General features: G+C 40.0%; 16 protein-coding genes, 3 tRNA genes and 1 pseudogene. 2 read left to right on the top strand and 18 right to left on the bottom strand.

The window, feature by feature from the left end; all coding sequences use genetic code 11:
• Window positions 1–285: 285 nt before the first annotated feature.
• Window positions 286–762 carry a YbhB/YbcL family Raf kinase inhibitor-like protein gene (locus C200_RS00495; RefSeq protein ID WP_052133265.1) on the top strand — a complete coding sequence of 159 codons (477 nt, stop codon included), beginning with the start codon at window positions 286–288 and terminating at the stop codon, window positions 760–762.
• Between the two features lie 37 nt (window positions 763–799).
• Here C200_RS00495 and C200_RS00490 read toward each other — a convergent pair.
• The 10 genes from C200_RS00490 to C200_RS00445 all read right to left on the bottom strand — a co-directional run bounded on the left by C200_RS00490 (window position 800) and on the right by C200_RS00445 (window position 8382).
• Window positions 800–876 (bottom strand) — tRNA-Pro (locus tag C200_RS00490).
• Between the two features lie 157 nt (window positions 877–1033).
• On the bottom strand, window positions 1034–1321 hold the full coding sequence (locus C200_RS00485; RefSeq protein ID WP_016211707.1) for an integration host factor subunit alpha: 288 nt from the start codon (window positions 1319–1321) through the stop codon (window positions 1034–1036).
• A 5-nt stretch (window positions 1322–1326) separates the two neighbouring features.
• Window positions 1327–3708, bottom strand: coding sequence for a phenylalanine--tRNA ligase subunit beta (gene pheT / locus C200_RS00480; RefSeq protein ID WP_032126132.1), 2382 nt, complete (start codon window positions 3706–3708; stop codon window positions 1327–1329).
• 12 nt (window positions 3709–3720) lie between these two features.
• Complete coding sequence (pheS, locus tag C200_RS00475; RefSeq protein ID WP_016211706.1) at window positions 3721–4716, bottom strand: phenylalanine--tRNA ligase subunit alpha; 996 nt, start codon at window positions 4714–4716, stop codon at window positions 3721–3723.
• A gap of 262 nt (window positions 4717–4978) precedes the next feature.
• Entirely contained in the window at window positions 4979–5338 is a 360-nt protein-coding gene (rplT, locus tag C200_RS00470) for a 50S ribosomal protein L20 (RefSeq protein ID WP_016210495.1), read from the bottom strand.
• A gap of 42 nt (window positions 5339–5380) precedes the next feature.
• A complete protein-coding gene (gene rpmI / locus C200_RS00465; RefSeq protein ID WP_016210493.1) occupies window positions 5381–5575 on the bottom strand; it encodes a 50S ribosomal protein L35 in 195 nt (64 codons plus the stop codon).
• Between the two features lie 34 nt (window positions 5576–5609).
• Window positions 5610–6140, bottom strand: a complete 531-nt coding sequence (gene infC, locus C200_RS00460) for a translation initiation factor IF-3 (RefSeq protein WP_075273353.1) — start codon at window positions 6138–6140, stop codon at window positions 5610–5612.
• Window positions 6141–6144: 4 nt separating this feature from the next.
• Window positions 6145–8076: a threonine--tRNA ligase gene (gene thrS / locus C200_RS00455; RefSeq protein WP_016210489.1), complete on the bottom strand. Its 1932-nt coding sequence runs from the start codon at window positions 8074–8076 to the stop codon at window positions 6145–6147.
• A gap of 114 nt (window positions 8077–8190) precedes the next feature.
• Window positions 8191–8267 (bottom strand) — tRNA-Val (locus C200_RS00450).
• A 38-nt stretch (window positions 8268–8305) separates the two neighbouring features.
• Window positions 8306–8382, bottom strand: a tRNA-Val gene (locus C200_RS00445).
• Between the two features lie 545 nt (window positions 8383–8927).
• On the opposite strand from C200_RS00445, the gene C200_RS00440 reads away from it, so the two are divergent.
• A complete protein-coding gene (locus C200_RS00440) occupies window positions 8928–10349 on the top strand; it encodes a capsular polysaccharide export protein, LipB/KpsS family (RefSeq protein ID WP_230383362.1) in 1422 nt (473 codons plus the stop codon).
• A gap of 66 nt (window positions 10350–10415) precedes the next feature.
• Here C200_RS00440 and pseI read toward each other — a convergent pair whose 3' ends face one another.
• The 8 genes and pseudogenes from pseI to C200_RS16025 form a co-directional block, all read right to left on the bottom strand.
• Window positions 10416–11465: a pseudaminic acid synthase gene (gene pseI / locus C200_RS00435; RefSeq protein ID WP_016210494.1), complete on the bottom strand. Its 1050-nt coding sequence runs from the start codon at window positions 11463–11465 to the stop codon at window positions 10416–10418.
• Between the two features lie 20 nt (window positions 11466–11485).
• Window positions 11486–12976 carry a UDP-2,4-diacetamido-2,4,6-trideoxy-beta-L-altropyranose hydrolase gene (pseG, locus tag C200_RS00430; protein ID WP_016210500.1) on the bottom strand — a complete coding sequence of 497 codons (1491 nt, stop codon included), beginning with the start codon at window positions 12974–12976 and terminating at the stop codon, window positions 11486–11488.
• A gap of 134 nt (window positions 12977–13110) precedes the next feature.
• Complete coding sequence (gene pseF / locus C200_RS00425; protein WP_016210502.1) at window positions 13111–13806, bottom strand: pseudaminic acid cytidylyltransferase; 696 nt, start codon at window positions 13804–13806, stop codon at window positions 13111–13113.
• Window positions 13803–14957 carry a UDP-4-amino-4,6-dideoxy-N-acetyl-beta-L-altrosamine transaminase gene (gene pseC, locus C200_RS00420; RefSeq protein WP_016210490.1) on the bottom strand — a complete coding sequence of 385 codons (1155 nt, stop codon included), beginning with the start codon at window positions 14955–14957 and terminating at the stop codon, window positions 13803–13805. The genes pseF and pseC overlap by 4 nt, the downstream gene beginning before the upstream one ends.
• Before the next feature lie 2 nt (window positions 14958–14959).
• Window positions 14960–15946: a UDP-N-acetylglucosamine 4,6-dehydratase (inverting) gene (gene pseB, locus C200_RS00415; RefSeq protein ID WP_016210501.1), complete on the bottom strand. Its 987-nt coding sequence runs from the start codon at window positions 15944–15946 to the stop codon at window positions 14960–14962.
• Between the two features lie 17 nt (window positions 15947–15963).
• Entirely contained in the window at window positions 15964–17337 is a 1374-nt protein-coding gene (locus C200_RS00410; RefSeq protein ID WP_016210503.1) for a capsular polysaccharide export protein, LipB/KpsS family, read from the bottom strand.
• A gap of 251 nt (window positions 17338–17588) precedes the next feature.
• Window positions 17589–17681, bottom strand: a pseudogene (locus C200_RS15280) (GDP-mannose 4,6-dehydratase); the annotation flags it as partial.
• Window positions 17682–18071: 390 nt separating this feature from the next.
• On the bottom strand, window positions 18072–18261 hold a 190-nt coding region (locus tag C200_RS16025), incomplete at its 5' end, for a hypothetical protein (RefSeq protein WP_211250919.1).

Below are 18261 nucleotides of genomic sequence, written 5' to 3'. Positions count from 1 at the left end.
GATCGCCTTGCCAAACTCGAATTTCGTAAGCGTCGCTACCTCGGTAGGTATTTTGCACATCCAATGATGCAAAATCGCCGAGCAAAACGCGACGACTATAAACCCTCGGCTGTCCGCGTCACACAGCGTTGCGTGCCTTGAATCGGCACACTCCACCACTGTGCTCTCACATGACTCTACGGTTCGTATAGATTTTTAGACACTCGTTACGCTTGCTACAGACCTAACGGTCTTTCGCAACTCCGCTCTGCTAAAAACCCGAACCTACCTCGGCCTACTCACCCCGTGCTTAGCACTCCATGGCTCGCAGCGCAAGAAGGATCCAGAATAACCAAACCTTTTGTTTTTAACGGTTTTGGCTGTAATGGCTCTAATTTTTCACCACAATTAAATTGGAGAGATGCACCTAAAGGAACGAAAAGTTTTGCACTAACGGTAAGAGATCCTGATGCTCCAACTGAAAGTGGCTTCTGGCATTGGGTAGTTATTGATATCCCTGCAACGACACATAACATCGCTAGAAATGAATTAAAAAAAGTTAATGGGGCCAAAGAGATGCTGAATGATTATGGCATAAAAGGATACGGTGGACCTTGTCCTCCTAAAGGTCACGGCATGCACAGATATCAATTTACTGTGTGGGCCTTACCTAATGAAAAACTGGATGTTAAAAAAAATACATCAAGTGCAGTCATTGGCTTTATGCTCAATGCGAACGCACTCGATAAAGCACGAATCACAGCAACTTATGTTAATGAATAAAACGTTAGGAAATAGGTAAATTAAGATTAGTTAGATTTGGTCGGGACGGTAGGATTTGAACCTACGACCACTTACACCCCATGCAAGTACTCTACCAGGCTGAGCTACGCCCCGAACCAGCGCCTATTATACCGAACCCGACTTAAAAAGAAAGTAGTAATACGAAGAGAAGATCCGTGGTTAAATATCAGCTTATAACTGATAAACCTCAGCTAACAAACACTCACCTCAATAAAAAAGCACCTTAAAGGTACTTTTTTAGCTGATAAATTTAGAGTTTTGAATTAACACGTGCTCGCAGCTTTTGACCTGCCCTAAAAGTGACAACACGTCTAGCAGATACAGCAACCTCATCTCCCGTTTTTGGGTTTCGCCCCGGGCGCTCTTTTTTATCCCGCAGCATAAAGTTACCAAAACCAGAAAGCTTTACAATCTGGCCTTTCTCCAAGGCACTTTGAATCTCTTCAAAAAAAAGGTCAACGATCATTTTTGCATCTTGCTTATTGACACCAAGATCTGCAAAAAGCTTGTCCATCAGTACGGCTTTTGTTAACGCCATCGAAATTACTCCCGTAATACTGCTCCGAAGGTCGTCATCAATGTGTTTTTAACCTTCTCAATGAGAGCTGCAACATCCTCTTCTGTAAGCGTGCGCGACAAATCCTGTAAAATCAAGCTAAGTGCAACACTTTTTTTACCCTCTTGGATACCCTCACCTTGGTAAATATCAAAAATACGTACATCTTGCAATTGCTCTGGGACGACGTCACTGACCGCAGTCGTTAAATCAGCAGCACTGATAGCCTCATCAACCAATAAAGCCAAATCACGTTTAATGCTTGGATAACGTGATAAAGATTTAGCTTTGGGTAATGTCGCACTGGATATCGCCTGCAAATCTAGCTCAAATAAGAATGCTTTGCCTTTGACATTCAACTTTTGCGCAAGGTGTGGATGCAATGCGCCAATAACACCAGCACAACGCCCATTGACTTTAACCTGAGCAGACTGACCGGGGTGTAATGCACTGTGCTCTGCGCTTTTAAACATAGTCTCTGCCTGCGTTAATGCTAACAGTGCTTCAACATCACCTTTTAAATCATAAAAGTCAGCAGCAGTCTCTCCACTCCAGTGCAAAGGCAAAACAGCGCCCGCAATCACACCAGCAATGCGCTGCCGCTCTTGCTTTTTGCCTTCAACTAAGCGAAAACAGGTACCTACTTCAAATAATCGCACCCGCTCTTGTTGACGCTTTTGATTATGCAATAATGACTTTAATAACCCTGGTAGCAAGCTGGTACGCATAATCGCCAACTCTTCTGATAAAGGGTTCGCCAAACGCAGGAACTCATCTTTGGGACAAACTAAAGTCTGCAGTTTTTCATCAAGAAAGCTATAGTTCATCGCTTCAGAGTAACCACGATTGACGAGCACTTGACTTAACTGCGCGACCGTTAACTTCTGCTCTGAATTAACAGGCACTGTCGCTGGACGCTTAGGCGCATGCAAAGGAATATGATCATAGCCATGAATGCGAGCAATCTCTTCAATAAGATCTTCCTCACGCTCCATATCAAAACGAAAAGAAGGTACGCTCACCTGCCAACCACCGGCTATGCGCTCTACAGTCATGCCCAAATGTACTAATATATCCTCAACCTCATCATCAGCGATGCTCACCCCTAAAATTTTCGCAATGCGTGGTTGGCGCAATATTAATTTAACAGGCGTTGGCAAATACTCTGGCTTTTCAGCCTCCAAACACGGCCCTGGCTTACCACTGGCAATATCAATAATCAGCTGTGTCGCCCGCTCAATCGCAACACGAGCGAGTTCTGGATCAACACCGCGCTCAAAACGATGCGAAGAATCAGTGTGCAAGCCGTAGCGTCGAGCACGACCGGCAATCGCTGTCGGGGCAAAAAAAGCACTTTCTAAGAATAAATCCTGAGTATCATCACTCACCCCTGAGCTCTCTCCACCCATGATACCTGCCATAGCAAGCGGCTTAGCATCATCAGCAATCACAAGAACATCTGGCGTTAAGCTGATTTCTGTCCCATCAAGTAACACTAAGGTTTCACCTGGACAAGCCCGACGAACCTCTATTCCACCTTTCACCGTATTTAGGTCAAAGGCATGCATCGGCTGACCGAGTTCAAGCATGACATAGTTAGTCACATCCACCGGCAGCGAAATACTGCGTATCCCCGAACGACGCAAACGTTCAGTCAGCCATAATGGTGCTTTGGTATGAACATTGACCTCTTTAATAATACGGCCAATATAGCGCGGGCAGTCTTCTCCAGCGTTTAATTCGATATCAATCCGCTCATCATGAACAGGGGCAATGAGCTCAACGTGCACGGGTGTCAATGCCGTACGATTTAACACACTGACCTCACGAGCGATGCCGGCAATACTCAAACAGTCGCCACGGTTCGGTGTTAAATCAACATCAATACTCACATCATTTAAACTTAAGTATTCACGCAAATCCATGCCTACTGGTGCATCAATTGCTAGCTCGATAATTCCCTCATGCTCATCTGCCAGCTCTAATTCGCGTGCAGAGCACAGCATTCCTTCTGACTCCACCCCGCGCAACTTGCTTTTTTTAATCTTAAAAGGTTTATCCTCTGCAAGCGGCGGCAGTACAGCACCAATTTGTGCCAACGCCACTTTAATGCCAACACGTGCATTCGGTGCCCCACAGACAATCTGTACTGTTTCAGTGCCTGTATTCACCTGACACACGCGTAAACGATCAGCATCCGGATGTTGCTCACAATGCGTAATCTCTGCCACAATGACCTGAGAAAATTCAGCCGCAACCGCTGTCATACCATCGACTTCTAAACCCGCCATCGACAGTTGATCAGCTAAAACCGCTGTTGAAACTTCAGGGTTCACCCACGTGCGCAGCCATTGTTCACTTAATTGCATAGTGTTTCCCCCTTAAAATTGACCTAAAAAGCGCACATCATTTTCAAACAATGTCCGTAAATCACGAATGCCATAACGCAACATCGCTAACCGCTCGATGCCCATACCCCAAGCAAACCCTTGGAACTCCTCTGGATTAATATTGACATTTTTTAAGACATGCGGATGCACCATGCCACAGCCTAATACTTCCAACCACGCTTTTTCACCATTGGGTTTAGTAAACTCAATATCCGCTTCAGCAGAAGGCTCAGTAAATGGGAAATAAGAAGGACGAAAACGTACACGCAGATTATTATCTTCAAAAAACTCACGCAAAAAATTCACCAGCATGCCTTTTAAATCAGCAAAACTCACCGAATCATCCACCCATAAACCTTCAACCTGGTGAAAGTTAGGCGTATGCGTCGGATCAGAATCACAGCGATAGACACGCCCAGGGGCGATGATACGAATGGGTGGTTGACTCTCTTCCATCGTGCGAATTTGCACCCCTGAAGTATGCGTGCGTAATACATCGCCATTACCAAAATAAAAAGTATCTTGCATCGCTCGGGCCGGATGGTGCTTGGGAATATTTAAGGCTTCAAAATTATGAAAATCATCTTCGATCTCAGGCCCTTCAACCACACTAAAGCCAGCGCAACCAAGTAAATAAGTAATTCGGTTTAATACTTTTGTCACTGGGTGCAGATGCCCCAGCTCTTGACCGCGGCCAGCAAGGCTGACATCGATTTTTTCAGCCCCTAACTGCACCTGCATTTCTTGTAATTTAAGCGCTTCTAAACGGTCGGTTAATGCTTGTTGCAGCTTTGTTTTTGCGACATTCACCGCTTGCCCCATTTTCGGCCGTTCTGCTGCGGACAACTTACCAAGTCCTTTTAATACTTCAGTTAAGCGACCTTTCTTTCCCATATAATGGACACGAATATCATCCAATGACTTAGTTGACTCTGTGTCTTTAATGCGTATCATCGCCTCAGATACGATCTCATCAATCTGCTGCATGCTGCTCCCCTTTGTCCAATCGAACCGCAGGTTAGGCTCAAAATAAAGATAAAAAAATAGGGGCCAATCTGCCCCTATCTTCTGCTCTGTCTTTCACTTAAACGTGCAAGACGTCACCGTAAGCGTCGCTACCTCGGTAGGTATTTTGCACATCCAATGATGCAAAATCGCCGAGCAAAACGCGACGACTATAAACCCTCGGCTGTCCGCGTCACACAGCGTTGCTTAGCACTCCATGGCTCGCAGCGTTAGCTTACATTCATTAGCTTGCCAATGCTGTTTTCGCCTGCTCAACCAATGCGTTAAAACCTGCTTGATCGAATACAGCAATATCCGCCAATACTTTACGATCGATTTCAACAGACGCTTTTTTAAGACCATTGATAAAGCGGCTGTAGCTTAAACCACTTTGACGGGCAGCCGCATTGATACGGACAATCCATAATGAACGGAACTGGCGCTTTCTTTGGCGACGGTCACGGTAAGCATATTGACCGGCTTTGGTCACCGCTTGCTTAGCAACACGAAAGACACGACTACGTGCACCATAGTAGCCTTTTGCTGCTTTCATTACTTTTTTATGACGGGCGCGCGCAATCACACCACGTTTAACTCTAGCCATTATTTTTTACTCCACAAACAAACAAAGATTAAGATAATTGGATTATTTATCACACAACATACGCGCGACCATATTTTGATCACAAGCAGCAACCTGAGTCGTCCCACGTAACTGACGTTTCGTCTTCGTTGATTTCTTTGTTAGAATGTGACGGCGAAATGCACCCTTGCGCTTATAGCCGTTGGCTGTTTTCTTAAAACGCTTCGCGGCACCGCGATTTGTTTTTAACTTAGACATAATTCAAAACTCCGCATTTGAGTATTTTTGAGTATTATTGCTTCTTTTTGGGGCCAATCACCATAACCATTTGTCGTCCCTCAAGTTTTGGGCGATGTTCAACGATCCCGTATTCATTTAGGTCGATTTCAACACGCTTTAATAACTCAAGACCCAGCTCCTGGTGTGCCATCTCTCGACCACGAAAGCGGAGAGTGACTTTGGCTTTGTCCCCATCGTTGAGGAAACGGATCAGGTTGCGTAGCTTGACCTGGTAGTCTCCCACATCCGTCGATGGACGAAATTTAACTTCCTTCACTTGCATCTGTTTTTGCTTCTTGCGTGCAGCGCTACGTTTTTTGTTTTCTTCAAACATGAATTTACCAAAATCCATAACACGGCACACCGGAGGCTTAGCATTGGGCGAAATTTCGACCAAATCAAGCGATACTTCCTCAGCATGCTTTAAGGCATCCCGAGAGGTCATCACTCCCACTTGTTCCCCATCGGCCCCGATTAAACGAATTTCTTTCTCGCGAATCTCATCATTAACTCGTGGCTTTTTTTGGTTCTGTGTGCTGCTAATAGCTTTATCCTCCTAGGTGAGATTGACTGCGGTATTTAACATCTTTGCTCAGATACTCAGCAAAGTCATCAAAACTCATCGAGCCTAAGTCTTCACCCTGTAAAGACCGGACCGCAAGCGTTCTCGATTCAACTTCACGATCCCCTATCACCAATAGATAAGGAACACGTTGCAATGTGTGTTCACGGATTTTAAAGCCTATCTTCTCATTTCTCAAGTCTAATCGTGCTCTAAAACCCAATTTTTGTAAATTTTCTGCGATTTCCGTCGAAAATTCGGCCTGAGCACTCGTAATATTCATAACGACCACTTGAACCGGTGCCAACCAAGTTGGCAGTATTCCCGCATAATGCTCGATCAAAATCCCCATAAAGCGCTCAAGTGAGCCAAGCATCGCCCGATGCAACACTACAGGGTGGCAGCGCTGACTATTCTCATCGATATAAGTCGCATCCAAACGTTGCGGCATTATATAATCTAATTGAATCGTCCCACATTGCCAACGGCGATTTAAACAATCGCGCAAGTGAAATTCAATTTTCGGCCCATAAAAAGCCCCTTCACCCGGCAAACTTTCAAACGCTATCCCAGCGGATTCAAGAGCTGTAGCGAGCTTTTGCTCAGCATGCTCCCACATCTCATCATCACCAATGCGCTGATCCGGACGCAAAGCTAACTTCACTTCAATCCCCGCTTTTTCAAAGCCAAAGTCTTGATATGTCTCAAAGACTTGTGAGGCAAATTGGGCGACTTCATCACAAATTTGATCTTCACGACAGAAAATATGACCATCATCTTGCACCATCGAGCGCACTCGCATCAAGCCATGCAAACCTCCAGATGGCTCATTACGATGACAGCAACCAAACTCTGCCATACGAACTGGCAAATCGCGATAGCTGCGCAAGCCTTGATTGAAAATCTGCATATGACAGGGGCAATTCATCGGTTTAATAATAAATTCACGATTTTCCGATGAAGTTAAAAACATATTTTCTTTGTACTTACCCTCATGCCCCGAACGCACCCACAGGCTACTATCGACAATCTGAGGCGTATGGACTTCTTGATAACCTTGCTTCTTCAACTTCTCGCGTACATAACTCACTAGATTTTGATAGATTGTCCAGCCTTTTTCATGCCAAAACACCATTCCTGGCGCTTCTTCTTGCTGATGAAATAAATCTTGCGCCTTAGCAATTTTACGATGATCACGCTTCTCTGCTTCTTCTAAACGATGCAAATGCTCTTTTAGTGCTTTTTTATCACCCCAAGCCGTGCCATAAATACGCTGAAGCATTTCATTATTCGAATCACCCCGCCAGTAAGCACCAGCAACCTTCATTAATTTAAAGGCTTTAATCTGTCCTGTGCTTGCAACGTGCGGACCACGGCATAAATCAGTAAAATCACCTTGGCTATATAAAGATAAGGTCTCATTTTGATCAATGGCCTCGATAACCTGTACTTTATAATGCTCACCTAAACCATCGAAATACTTAACCGCATCATCACGGCTCATTTCTTGACGCACGACTGGGATGTTTTGCTTGACCAGCTCTTGCATACGTTTTTCTATGGCCGTTAAATCATCCGGTGTAAATGGCCGTTTATAAGCAAAGTCATAATAAAAGCCATCATCGATTACCGGACCAATCGTCACCTGCGCCTCTGGAAATAACTGCTTCACCGCTTGAGCAAGCAAGTGGGCACCAGAGTGACGAATTACTTCTAAGCCTTCCTCGTCTTTACTGGTCAGTAAGGTTAATGCCACATCTTCGCTAATGGTCGTGCTGGTATCAACAAGTTGTCCATTGATTTTTCCCGCAACCGCAGACTTTGCCAACCCTGGGCCTATCTCTGCAGCCACCTCAGCTACAGTCACCGCACTATCAAAGCGACGTTGACTTCCATCCGGAAGTGTTACAATCGGCATACCTTACTCCTGAATTAAGGTTTATTATTATCAACTAAAAATAAAAAATCACTCTATCATAGCATTAAAGCAACAGACAAAAAAAGCGCCAAAAGGCGCTTTAAATCATAAATCTGGTAGTCGCGATTGGATTCGAACCAACGACCCCTACCATGTCAAGGTAGTGCTCTAACCAACTGAGCTACGCGACTTTAAACAATCACCCATGATTTACATGCTAAAAATATTTTGGTAGTCACGATTGGATTCGAACCAACGACCCCCACCATGTCAAGGTGGTGCTCTAACCAACTGAGCTACGTGACTATCGGCCTGCTAATATACAGCAAGATCAGCGAGTTGGCAATACCAGGACATTAGAGCAGGGCTTGCGCATTAATAGCCATATTTAGTGGCTGTTTAATAATCTGGGTTAAATAATAGATAGTTATAAATGCATGTTATTACACAACCAACGACAGCTAAATGCAATACTCTGAGAGTACATTGGGTACATTCGTTATTTGCTCAGAGGAAACTATAGCCCTAAAAACTTATGGACAGAAACTGCAGAGAAAATAGATTTAAATAATGAATTTTTAAATGTCTATGACATTTTTACTGGAAAAAATCGAGAAACGTCAAACATACACAACAAAATACAGCAAAAATTATATCTTTTGTTCATTGATTTATTTTTTAAAGTTAGAGTACGCTAGAATTACTGATATAATTTCAAACTGGTATCAGCGGATAAAAAGATTTATTTATTGACATTGCCAGAAATTTTGTTACAACAGGGGCTGAAGTAGAGAAAAAATAAAAATTAATCCCTGCTAGCAATGCGCAAGTCCTAATAAGAGATCACATCGTTGCAAGAGCATCACTTTAAAGTAAACGTGAAAAACAAACAGAATCTACTTATCGTAGGGCTTCTCACCCCTTTACAGGTATCTGCACTAAACCTAGCTCTGACCTCTTGCAACTCAAAAATTCACAACTTACATCATATTACCAAAACAGCAGTTGACTCTAATAGCCTTGGCTATATTTCATATCATTTAATTCCTTATGATCAAATGTACTACCTTCAACCTGAAACCATAAGTGAAGTTCCTGTTGATGCTGAAATACTAGATGCTCTTGCACAGTATGAACCCACACTGCTAAAAATGCTTGACCGTGTATATCCCCAAAAAAAACGTTATCGCTATTTCGACTTAAAAAGACATTTATATTATGCTTATCTTTCTTATTGGATTACATTCTTCACTAAAAACGATATCACTAAAATCATATTCCATAATATCCCTCACGAAGGCTATGACTATGTCATCTACATGCTAGCAAAATACTATAACATTCCTATTCGAATTGCTTATCAGCTACAAGTGATAGATTCTTACATCATCACAGATGACATTAAATCACTATTCACAGAATTAGCAGTAGCCCACCACAATCTAGAAAATGATGATATTCACCTAAACGACCTATCGCCTCGCATGCAGAGGGAATACCAGCTAAGAACGCAAAAATCAATGCCTTTCTATATGCAGCCCAAAAAGAAGAGTGTACTAAAACACATATATCACCACCTACAGCGCAAATATTTTCCTATCTCTGAAAGAGACAAGATGATGGCAAATGAACTCATCCGCCCCAGTCTAAAATATGTCAGGCAAACAACCCTTGAATCCCCCTATATCTACTTTGCTCTTCATTATCAACCTGAAATGACAACAGTCCCACTGGGAGGAGTATATGCCGACCAATTTTTGGCAATTCAATTAATTTCAAAAGCCCTACCTAAAAACATGAAGCTCTACATCAAAGAGCACCCAGCAATATATAAAAAGCGCAATCCAAGTGGTCGCTTTACCGAGTTTTACAAAAAAATAGCAGCTCTACCCAATACTCAAATTGTTCCTCAAACACTCAACTCTTTTAAGCTCATCGAAAAAAGCCAAGCAGTTGCAACAATCACAGGAACTGTCGGCTGGGAGGCCTTATTTTTAAATAAGCCGGTACTCGTTTTTGGTAATATATTCTATCAACATTGCCCAGGAGCATACCCTATACACTCTTATGAATGTATACAAAAAGCGATGGATACCATATTTCTTCATAAACAAAAACCTAAACAGAAGAGCCTTATAAAATTCTTAAAAATACTTGATGATAAAACAAAAAATGGAGTCGTTGACTTTACTTACTTGAACACATCACTAACTAACAAAGAGCAACTTATAAAGCAATTATCACTCTCACTAAAAAGTATGTTAACCAACTAGCTACAAAGTTTCACTTCAATCCTATATAAAAGCTAAAAGCGATATACTTCACACCTTACTACCTAACTAAAACTCTAAACATTCCCATTCAACGCGATCACCAGTAACAACTTTTCTCCGAACCTTACAACCTATAACCTTATCCCAATATTGAGGTTCAAGCCCATAGCCTGGCCGAATACAACGCACACATTCTTCTGTAATAACTTCACCTGACTGCATATCCTTAACAAAATAAATAGACCGTCGAAACTGCTTTGACTTTTCCTCAGCAACTGGCAATTGATAGCTAATAGAACCTATAGACTGCCATGCTTTCTTAGCTTCCTCAACAAGCACACTAAACTCATGCGGCTCTAAAGAAAAATCAGCATCAACACCGCCCTCTTTTCGAGATAAGCAAAAGTGCTTTTCAATCACTGTAGCTCCTAATGCAACAGCAGCAATTGGCACGCCAACACCCATAGTATGGTCAGAGAGACCCACTTGACAATCAAATATTTCTCCCATACGAGCCATCATCACTAAATTTGCATCTGCAGGGCTTGCTGGGTATGCACTGGTACACTTTAACAAGATAAAATTTGTACAGCCAGACTCCCTTAAAGTTTCTGTTATTAAGTGCAAATCAGCCAAAGAAGCCATTCCTGTAGAAATAATCACAGGCTTCCCTGTTTTAGCAACTTTACGAATTAAATTAACATCTTTATTTTCGAAAGACGCTATTTTATAGGCTGGAGCATTAAGCTCTTCTAAAAAATCAACTGCCGTGCTATCAAAAGGGGAGCTGAAGCAAAGTATACCCAGCTCTTTGGCTTTATTAAAGATCGTTTCATGCCATTCCCAAGGTGTGTTTGCTTGTTGATATAATTCATATAGGTGCTGACCATACCATAAACTATTTTTATCCATAATTTTAAAGTCATCTTTATCAACATCTAATGTCATCGTATCTGCAGTATAAGTTTGCAGCTTAATTGCATCAGCACCTGCCTTCGCCGCAGCTTCAACAATTTCCAATGCCCGATCTAGTGAGTTATTATGATTACCAGACATTTCTGCAATAATAAAAGGTTTATTCTCACGACTAATCTCATAATTTCCAATTTTAAACATAATACACCTGTTTTTTTCACTTATTTATGCAAACAATAGCTTGCTTTATACTTATTAAAACCACATCTTATAAAAATACGTTTAGATTTTATGTTTTCTTCTAATATATCCGCACGTACTTCAGTGATGGTTGTATTTTTAAAAAACTCAGATAGTCCGTACTTTAATATTTTTTTCCCATACCCTTGATTAATACATAAAGGGTTTAAGAAAATATTTACCACTGCAAACTTTCTTCCTTTGATATCAAAGCGGATAACCCCAACCTTAAAACCAAGGCATTCGAACATCAAAAAATAACTATCGTCACTTTGTAGTTTTTCTAAGAACCATGCTCTATGCTCAGAAAAAGAGAACGCTTGTTTACTCGCTGAAACAGAAACAACAGATGGATGGATTCGCCACTCATAGATATCCTTCATATCTTTTTCATTAACCAATCGACTGCTTAATTCAGTATTTTTATTGTCATTGAATAATTCTGAGATAGACAGAATATGACATTCCAATTCATTAAAGTTTAGATTTTTGTCACCCAGCTCACTCAAGCCTTCTATTGACTGAATATAACCATAGAGCCTCATCTCTTTAACAATTTTCTTCTGATTCTCTGCCACAGCTTGCACAAAAGAAGGTATTTTAATATAGCTTCGCTCCAGCTGTGATACACCACCAGCCCCTACCGCTAAGTCGGCTTTTTCCATCAACGCATGGTAATAATCAGGCTGAACATGAAACACCACATTATCGTATTCACAATATTTCTTCTTAAGAGCTGATTTATTTGGATTATTACTACCTAATACAACGTTAAACACACAACTTTCAAAGCGCTTTATAACTAATACTTGTGTCAAAATTCTGTCAGTATAATCCTCACCATCAACACCACCTAAAAATACCAGTATATTTTTTATAGTATTATTTTTATCAAGCTTACCTGAATGCTTCCTATGTTCTAAAACGGCTTTTAACTTTGGATTAATTAACGCATAGCTAGGCCCAAGTAATTTCTTGCATTTTTTAGGTACCAAGTTATCATAACGCTTTTCCAAACCTATATAGAAATTATGATCAAGTAAAACATCACAATCATGCTGTCGATTCGCTAAGTCATCAACCACCATAATCTTATCAACACAGTCTCGAAGCTGCTTATGCCATACACAGTCGATACCATAATGATCAACAACCAATAAACCCACTGTTTTATCTACTAAAGCATTCCTAGTTTCCTGACTGTCAGTCTTAAGAGCTACGCCACGCCACAACTCATAATCATCTACAAGTTCAATTTTCAGATACTTTTTCTTTTCCTTGTCACTCAATGGTAAAATAGCAATCGCATAACCACGCTCAACAATATACTTATTGAAATTCCCAGGAAGATCTCGGCAAATAAAAGAAACTGTGTGTCCAGCTATATTTAGTAAGTCAGCAAGAACCAAACAACGCATTACATGACCTGAGCCAATAAGAAAAGAAGAATCAGTTCGAATAACAACCTTCATATCTCAATCATCACTTTTTTATAGGCGGTAAGGCCTCGAATCTCCATATCAATTCCCAAACTTTAGAGTGATTAAAATATAAAAAATATTTACCTATTTAATCAAACTAATAAATAACATAATATTATTACTGATTACGTTTTATTAAGTAGCGCTTGATACATCATTTCAGCACGCAACCAATCATCATTTGTATCAATATCTTGAACTAAATAATGAGGTATTATAATTGGGAGAGAGTAACTCTCAAAAATTTTTCCATATTTTTGAAAAGAGTCTTTGCGCCCCCAATAAAATTGCCCTGCATCGTAGTAAGCTTCATTTAAATCCTGAGACCTTGTAAAATAGTGCTCTGGCCAGAACATTTTACACCGACCATGCTCATCAAGCTTAAATGCTCTAAATATTGTGGATTTAAATGATGTAGCTGAGAAGCAAAACTGCACACTATCATCATTAATAAGTTTATAATAGCCCTCAGTTAAAAATTCACTTAATAAAAATGGTGCTGTTGCATAAATACAGCACACATACTCTGGATTGATCCCAAGCTTTCCTAGCTCCTCTATTGCATGGATAATCACAGGAACAGTACCAGAGAAGTCATCTGCCAACTTACTCGGCCGCATAAAAGGCACTTCTGCTCCATACTGTTTGGCAACCTCTGCAATATTCTCATCATCTGTAGAGACAATAATTTTAGAAAATAGACCAGATGCCTGAGCCGCCGCAATTGAATATGCGATAATCGGTTTACCATAGAATTCTTTGATATTTTTTCCTGGAATTCTTTTACTGCCTCCTCGTGCAGGTATAATGGCTATATTCATGACAACAAAGCCTCTTTTAACTTCTCTACCACATAAGCCTGCTCATTTTCTACCAAATCATAAAACATCGGCAAGGAAATAGCTTTTTGATAATATTCTTCTGCATTTGGACAATAGCCCTGCTTAAACCCAAGACGTTTATAGTAAGGCTGTAAATAAACAGGAATATAGTGGACATTTACACCTATCTTATTTTCTCTTAGAAAATCAAAAACTGACTTTCTAATCATTTTCTCAACTTGGATAGGGTAGAGGTGTAGCGCCGAATATGAGCATCGACTTTGAGAAGGTAATGTAACAGGTAAATCTTTTAAAAGGCCATTATAATATTGATAGTGTTGGTGTCTTTGCTGAACAAATTGATCTAATCGTAGAAACTGAGATATCCCTAAAGCACACTGAAGATCAGTAATGCGGTAATTAAATCCCAAATCCAGCTGTTCATAATACCAACCACCTTCAGCAGACTCTTGCATCAAGCGCTTATCCCTTGTTACTCCATGTGAGCTTAGTAAAGCTATTTTTTCTGCTAATTTACTATCATTCGTGACTAAAGCTCCACCTTCGCCTGTTGTTATGATTTTAACCGGATGAAAACTAAAAATAGCAATATCAGAATACTCACAGTTTCCTATCGGTTTTTCCATATATTTGCCACCAATAGCGTGAGCTGCATCCTCAATAACTCTAAAACCATACTCATGACTCAACCGCCATATAGACTGCATGTCACATGATTGCCCAGCAAAATGCACAGGAATAACCACCTTAGGTAACTTATTGATTTTTTTAGCAAAAATTAATTTTTCCTCTAAAGCATCGATAGACATATTATATGTTGTGGGGCAAATATCGACAAAATCGACTTCAGCACCACAAAAACGAGCGCAATTCGCTGAAGATAAAAAAGTATTTGGCGAAGTCCATACAATATCACCACTGCCCACACCTAATGCTAAACAAGAAATATGCAAGGCCGCTGTCGCATTGCAGACAGCTATAGCATATTGACTACCACAATAATTTTTAATTGTTGCTTCAAATGTCTTAACAGCAGGCCCCTGGGTTAACCAATCAGATAACAAAACCTCTTTTACACTTTCTATATCTTGTGCAGAAATATTTTGCCGCCCATAAGGTATGAAATGCATCTTCATTTCACCATTTTTAAAAATTCTTCATGACTTAGCCAATCATCATTATTGCCAGAGTTATACTCAAACCCTAAAGGAACTGCTCGACCTGCCTCTCCTAGCTTATCTATACTAAAATCAGTAATAAGATTAAACTGAATCGTTGGCTGAATAACAAAATGTTTATCAAACTCAAGTGTTAAATGGCTGTCATCTGCCGGGCACATTGTCTCATGCAATTTTTCCCCTGGACGAATTCCAATAATTTTTTGCTTTAAATTAGGCGCAAGCGCTGTTGCTAACTCGGTCATGTACATTGATGGAATTTTCGGCACAAAAATTTCTCCTCCATGCATACGCTCGAAATTTTTAAAAACAAAATTAACACCATCCTCTAGCGTGATTAAAAAACGTGTCATTTTTTCATGAGTAATAGGAAGCTCTGTTACTCCTTGCTCAATAAGCTTCTTAAAAAATGGCACCACAGACCCTCGTGAACCAACCACATTACCATAACGCACAACAGCAAAGCGAGTAGGCCCATCACCAACCATATTATTTGCAGCAACAAACAGCTTATCAGAAGCAAGTTTAGTCGCGCCATAAAGATTAATAGGATTCGCTGCTTTGTCTGTTGATAATGCGATTACTTTTTTAACTTTATTATCAATTGCAGCTTTGATCACATTTTGTGCACCATCAATATTCGTTTTAATACACTCCATAGGGTTATACTCTGATGCAGGCACTTGCTTCATCGCTGCCGCATGAATGACATAATCAACACCAACCATTGCTCTAGCCAGTCGATCGCCATCACGAACATCTCCAATAAAGTAGCGCATACATTCTTGATTAAACTCTTGCTGCATATCGAACTGCTTTAATTCATCTCGAGAATAAACAATAATCTTTCTTGGCTTCCAAAGCTTGAGCAACATTGCTATACACATTTTACCAAAACTTCCTGTACCACCAGTTACAAAAACTGTTTTATTTTCAAACATTATCTTAACCTTAATCGCTACATATTTAACATTTTTCTTACAATCAATGATGTATTTTTATTGTGATATACTTTATCTTGATTACATGAGATTGCAAAATACTCATCTCGAATTATTCCATCGCCAGTGACCTGATCTAACGCCTTTAAAAACCTCAATATATCACTTTCTGTTGGCTTTTCAGCTCGATTAAAGACTGCATCTGCTGCAACTTGCATATCTTTATACGAGTAAATAGGGTATACGCCTTGACAGTATTTATAAAATATATTTCCAAAAACAAAAACAGGTTTGTCCATGAAAAGAGCTTCCCAACCAGTCGTTCCTGTAATCGTCGCAACAGCCTGGCTATTTTTTATTAATTCAAGTGATCTCGTATTTTGAGGAACAAAAGAAACACCAGGTAGCTGTGCTATTTTTTCATAAAATTCAACAAAGCGACCACTAGGATTACGCTCTTTATATATAGCCGGGTGCTCCTTTATATAAAGTTTCACACCGTCAGGTAAAACTTTTGAAATGAGTTGAATCGCAAGAAACTGGTCAACATAACGACCTCCTAATGGATTAGTCGTCATCTCTGGCTGATAATGCAAACCAAAATAAACATAGGGCCTATCAAAATTTACTTCTTTTATATGAACACATTTAAAACTTGGCTTAACAATTTCATGTCTTATTTGCTGCTCTTTCTCAGAAAGCGAAATGTATCTTCGATACAGTCTCAGTATTGATGATTTAATACTACCTTGACGTTTATCTAACATATAAAATGGTGAACTTTCTGACATTCTAACTTCATACTCTTTCTGCATCCGTGGTGAAAGTTCATTCAAGCTCACTGACTGACTACCCAGCGCATCTAAAGCATGCTTCAAAGGCAAAAAGAGTGTTTTAATATCATTAGCGATCAAATAAGCATCTACAACTTGCAACTGAAAAGGCACAATGACCTTAATGCCATAATGTTTTGATAAAATATATAGCACATAATCAAATCCAACATGAGGAACGTCATCAAAAATAACTTTATCAATTTTATTGTCTTTTAAAAAATTAGACCAGTAAGATAAGTATGAATAATACAAGTGTCTTCTTAAATCAAAGTAACGATAACGCCTTTTCTTAGGAAAAATTCTTTCCACTAACTTTAAAACTGTTGGCTCAAATACTGCAAGTTCTTCTAATAATTGTGCATCTACAGGCCTTTTCACTTGCTCTGAAAAACTCGGGTCATCAGGGTCCATAGCAGCAACACGATCAAAAGATAATGACTGATAGTTAACTAATGTTTTGTCGATCAGCGGCTTATTTGTAATATGGTATATTGCTTCAAAATTAGAGCCACACTCAAGCAGTACATGATGCACAGCTGCAGCTTGTATTGGCATTTGCAGCCCTACAATTAATACTCTACTTTCCATCAAGGCCTCTCAAAAGAGGTAGAGGTAAAAATATTTCAGTCTTCCTTCTAGCCATGAGCTTTAACATTAACCAAGCACCTACACTCTGAGTAATACTTAAAAAATAAGAATAACATTTCATTTTTAATAATCCTCTTTCGAAAAAAACAACCATCATATAATAAATGCACTGACTCATGAAGATCACAATCCCGGTAATTTAATCAGCAACACTAGCTAATTCCATGAACTTCATATCCTTTTTCAAGCAAAAGCTCAGCCAAATAAGCTCCATTTTGACCTGTCACCTCAGTGATAATCGCTTTTTCCATGAATTAAGCCTTATATAATAAATGTCATGTGAAAATATTTTTTACTGACCATAGTTCAATATGATCAATAAATAGCAATACCTTAGTATCAGGTTGACTTATCTCGCCACAGTGCCAACTATCAATAAATTTAGCAACTAAATCTACAGGAATACTCCCAACACATCTACATCTACATTGTTCTTTATCATGATAACACCCTGAACATTCTTTTTTCGGAGCAAGTACCACCATACGCTTGCCAATCGCTCCCAACACATTGGTGCATATATTTTAATCGCAGAATACAAACCCAAGCAATACACAACGGGCCAGTGCTCACAGCGAGTAAGCCATCAACGCTATCAAAAAGAAATACCAACTCGCTCAAAAATATTTACCCACATAAGTTTAAAGCCTGTTGATTGCAAGAGGAAAAAAATTACTGCACTGACCAATTCCTCTGCCCAGCAGACCGCTTCCAAGATAAAATACCAACTTAAATTTGTTTGCTAATAACGCATCCTTCACAACAACGTAAGCGTCGCTACCTCGGTAGGTATAGCGCTGGATTAACAGTTTCTGACATAATATCAGTAGG

The organism is Piscirickettsia salmonis LF-89 = ATCC VR-1361 (assembly GCF_000297215.2).
GTDB lineage: Bacteria > Pseudomonadota > Gammaproteobacteria > Piscirickettsiales > Piscirickettsiaceae > Piscirickettsia > Piscirickettsia salmonis.
The sequence above is the reverse complement of the archived record's forward strand: the minus strand, read 5'-3'. Positions and strand labels throughout refer to the sequence as shown.

Bases quoted from the DNA above. Each gene is read 5' to 3' on its own strand.
- C200_RS00485 (WP_016211707.1), bottom strand. From the start codon at position 1,321: ATGGCGTTAACAAAAGCCGTACTGATGGACAAGCTTTTTGCAGATCTT.
- thrS (WP_016210489.1), bottom strand. From the start codon at position 8,076: ATGCCGATTGTAACACTTCCGGATGGAAGTCAACGTCGCTTTGATAGT.
- rpmI (WP_016210493.1), bottom strand. From the start codon at position 5,575: ATGTCTAAGTTAAAAACAAATCGCGGTGCCGCGAAGCGTTTTAAGAAA.
- pheT (WP_032126132.1), bottom strand. From the start codon at position 3,708: ATGCAATTAAGTGAACAATGGCTGCGCACGTGGGTGAACCCTGAAGTT.
- rplT (WP_016210495.1), bottom strand. From the start codon at position 5,338: ATGGCTAGAGTTAAACGTGGTGTGATTGCGCGCGCCCGTCATAAAAAA.
- pseG (WP_016210500.1), bottom strand. From the start codon at position 12,976: ATGAAGGTTGTTATTCGAACTGATTCTTCTTTTCTTATTGGCTCAGGT.
- pheS (WP_016211706.1), bottom strand. From the start codon at position 4,716: ATGCAGCAGATTGATGAGATCGTATCTGAGGCGATGATACGCATTAAA.
- pseB (WP_016210501.1), bottom strand. From the start codon at position 15,946: ATGTTTGAAAATAAAACAGTTTTTGTAACTGGTGGTACAGGAAGTTTT.
- C200_RS00410 (WP_016210503.1), bottom strand. From the start codon at position 17,337: ATGCCAATACAAGCTGCAGCTGTGCATCATGTACTGCTTGAGTGTGGC.
- pseI (WP_016210494.1), bottom strand. From the start codon at position 11,465: ATGTTTAAAATTGGAAATTATGAGATTAGTCGTGAGAATAAACCTTTT.
- pseC (WP_016210490.1), bottom strand. From the start codon at position 14,957: ATGCATTTCATACCTTATGGGCGGCAAAATATTTCTGCACAAGATATA.
- pseF (WP_016210502.1), bottom strand. From the start codon at position 13,806: ATGAATATAGCCATTATACCTGCACGAGGAGGCAGTAAAAGAATTCCA.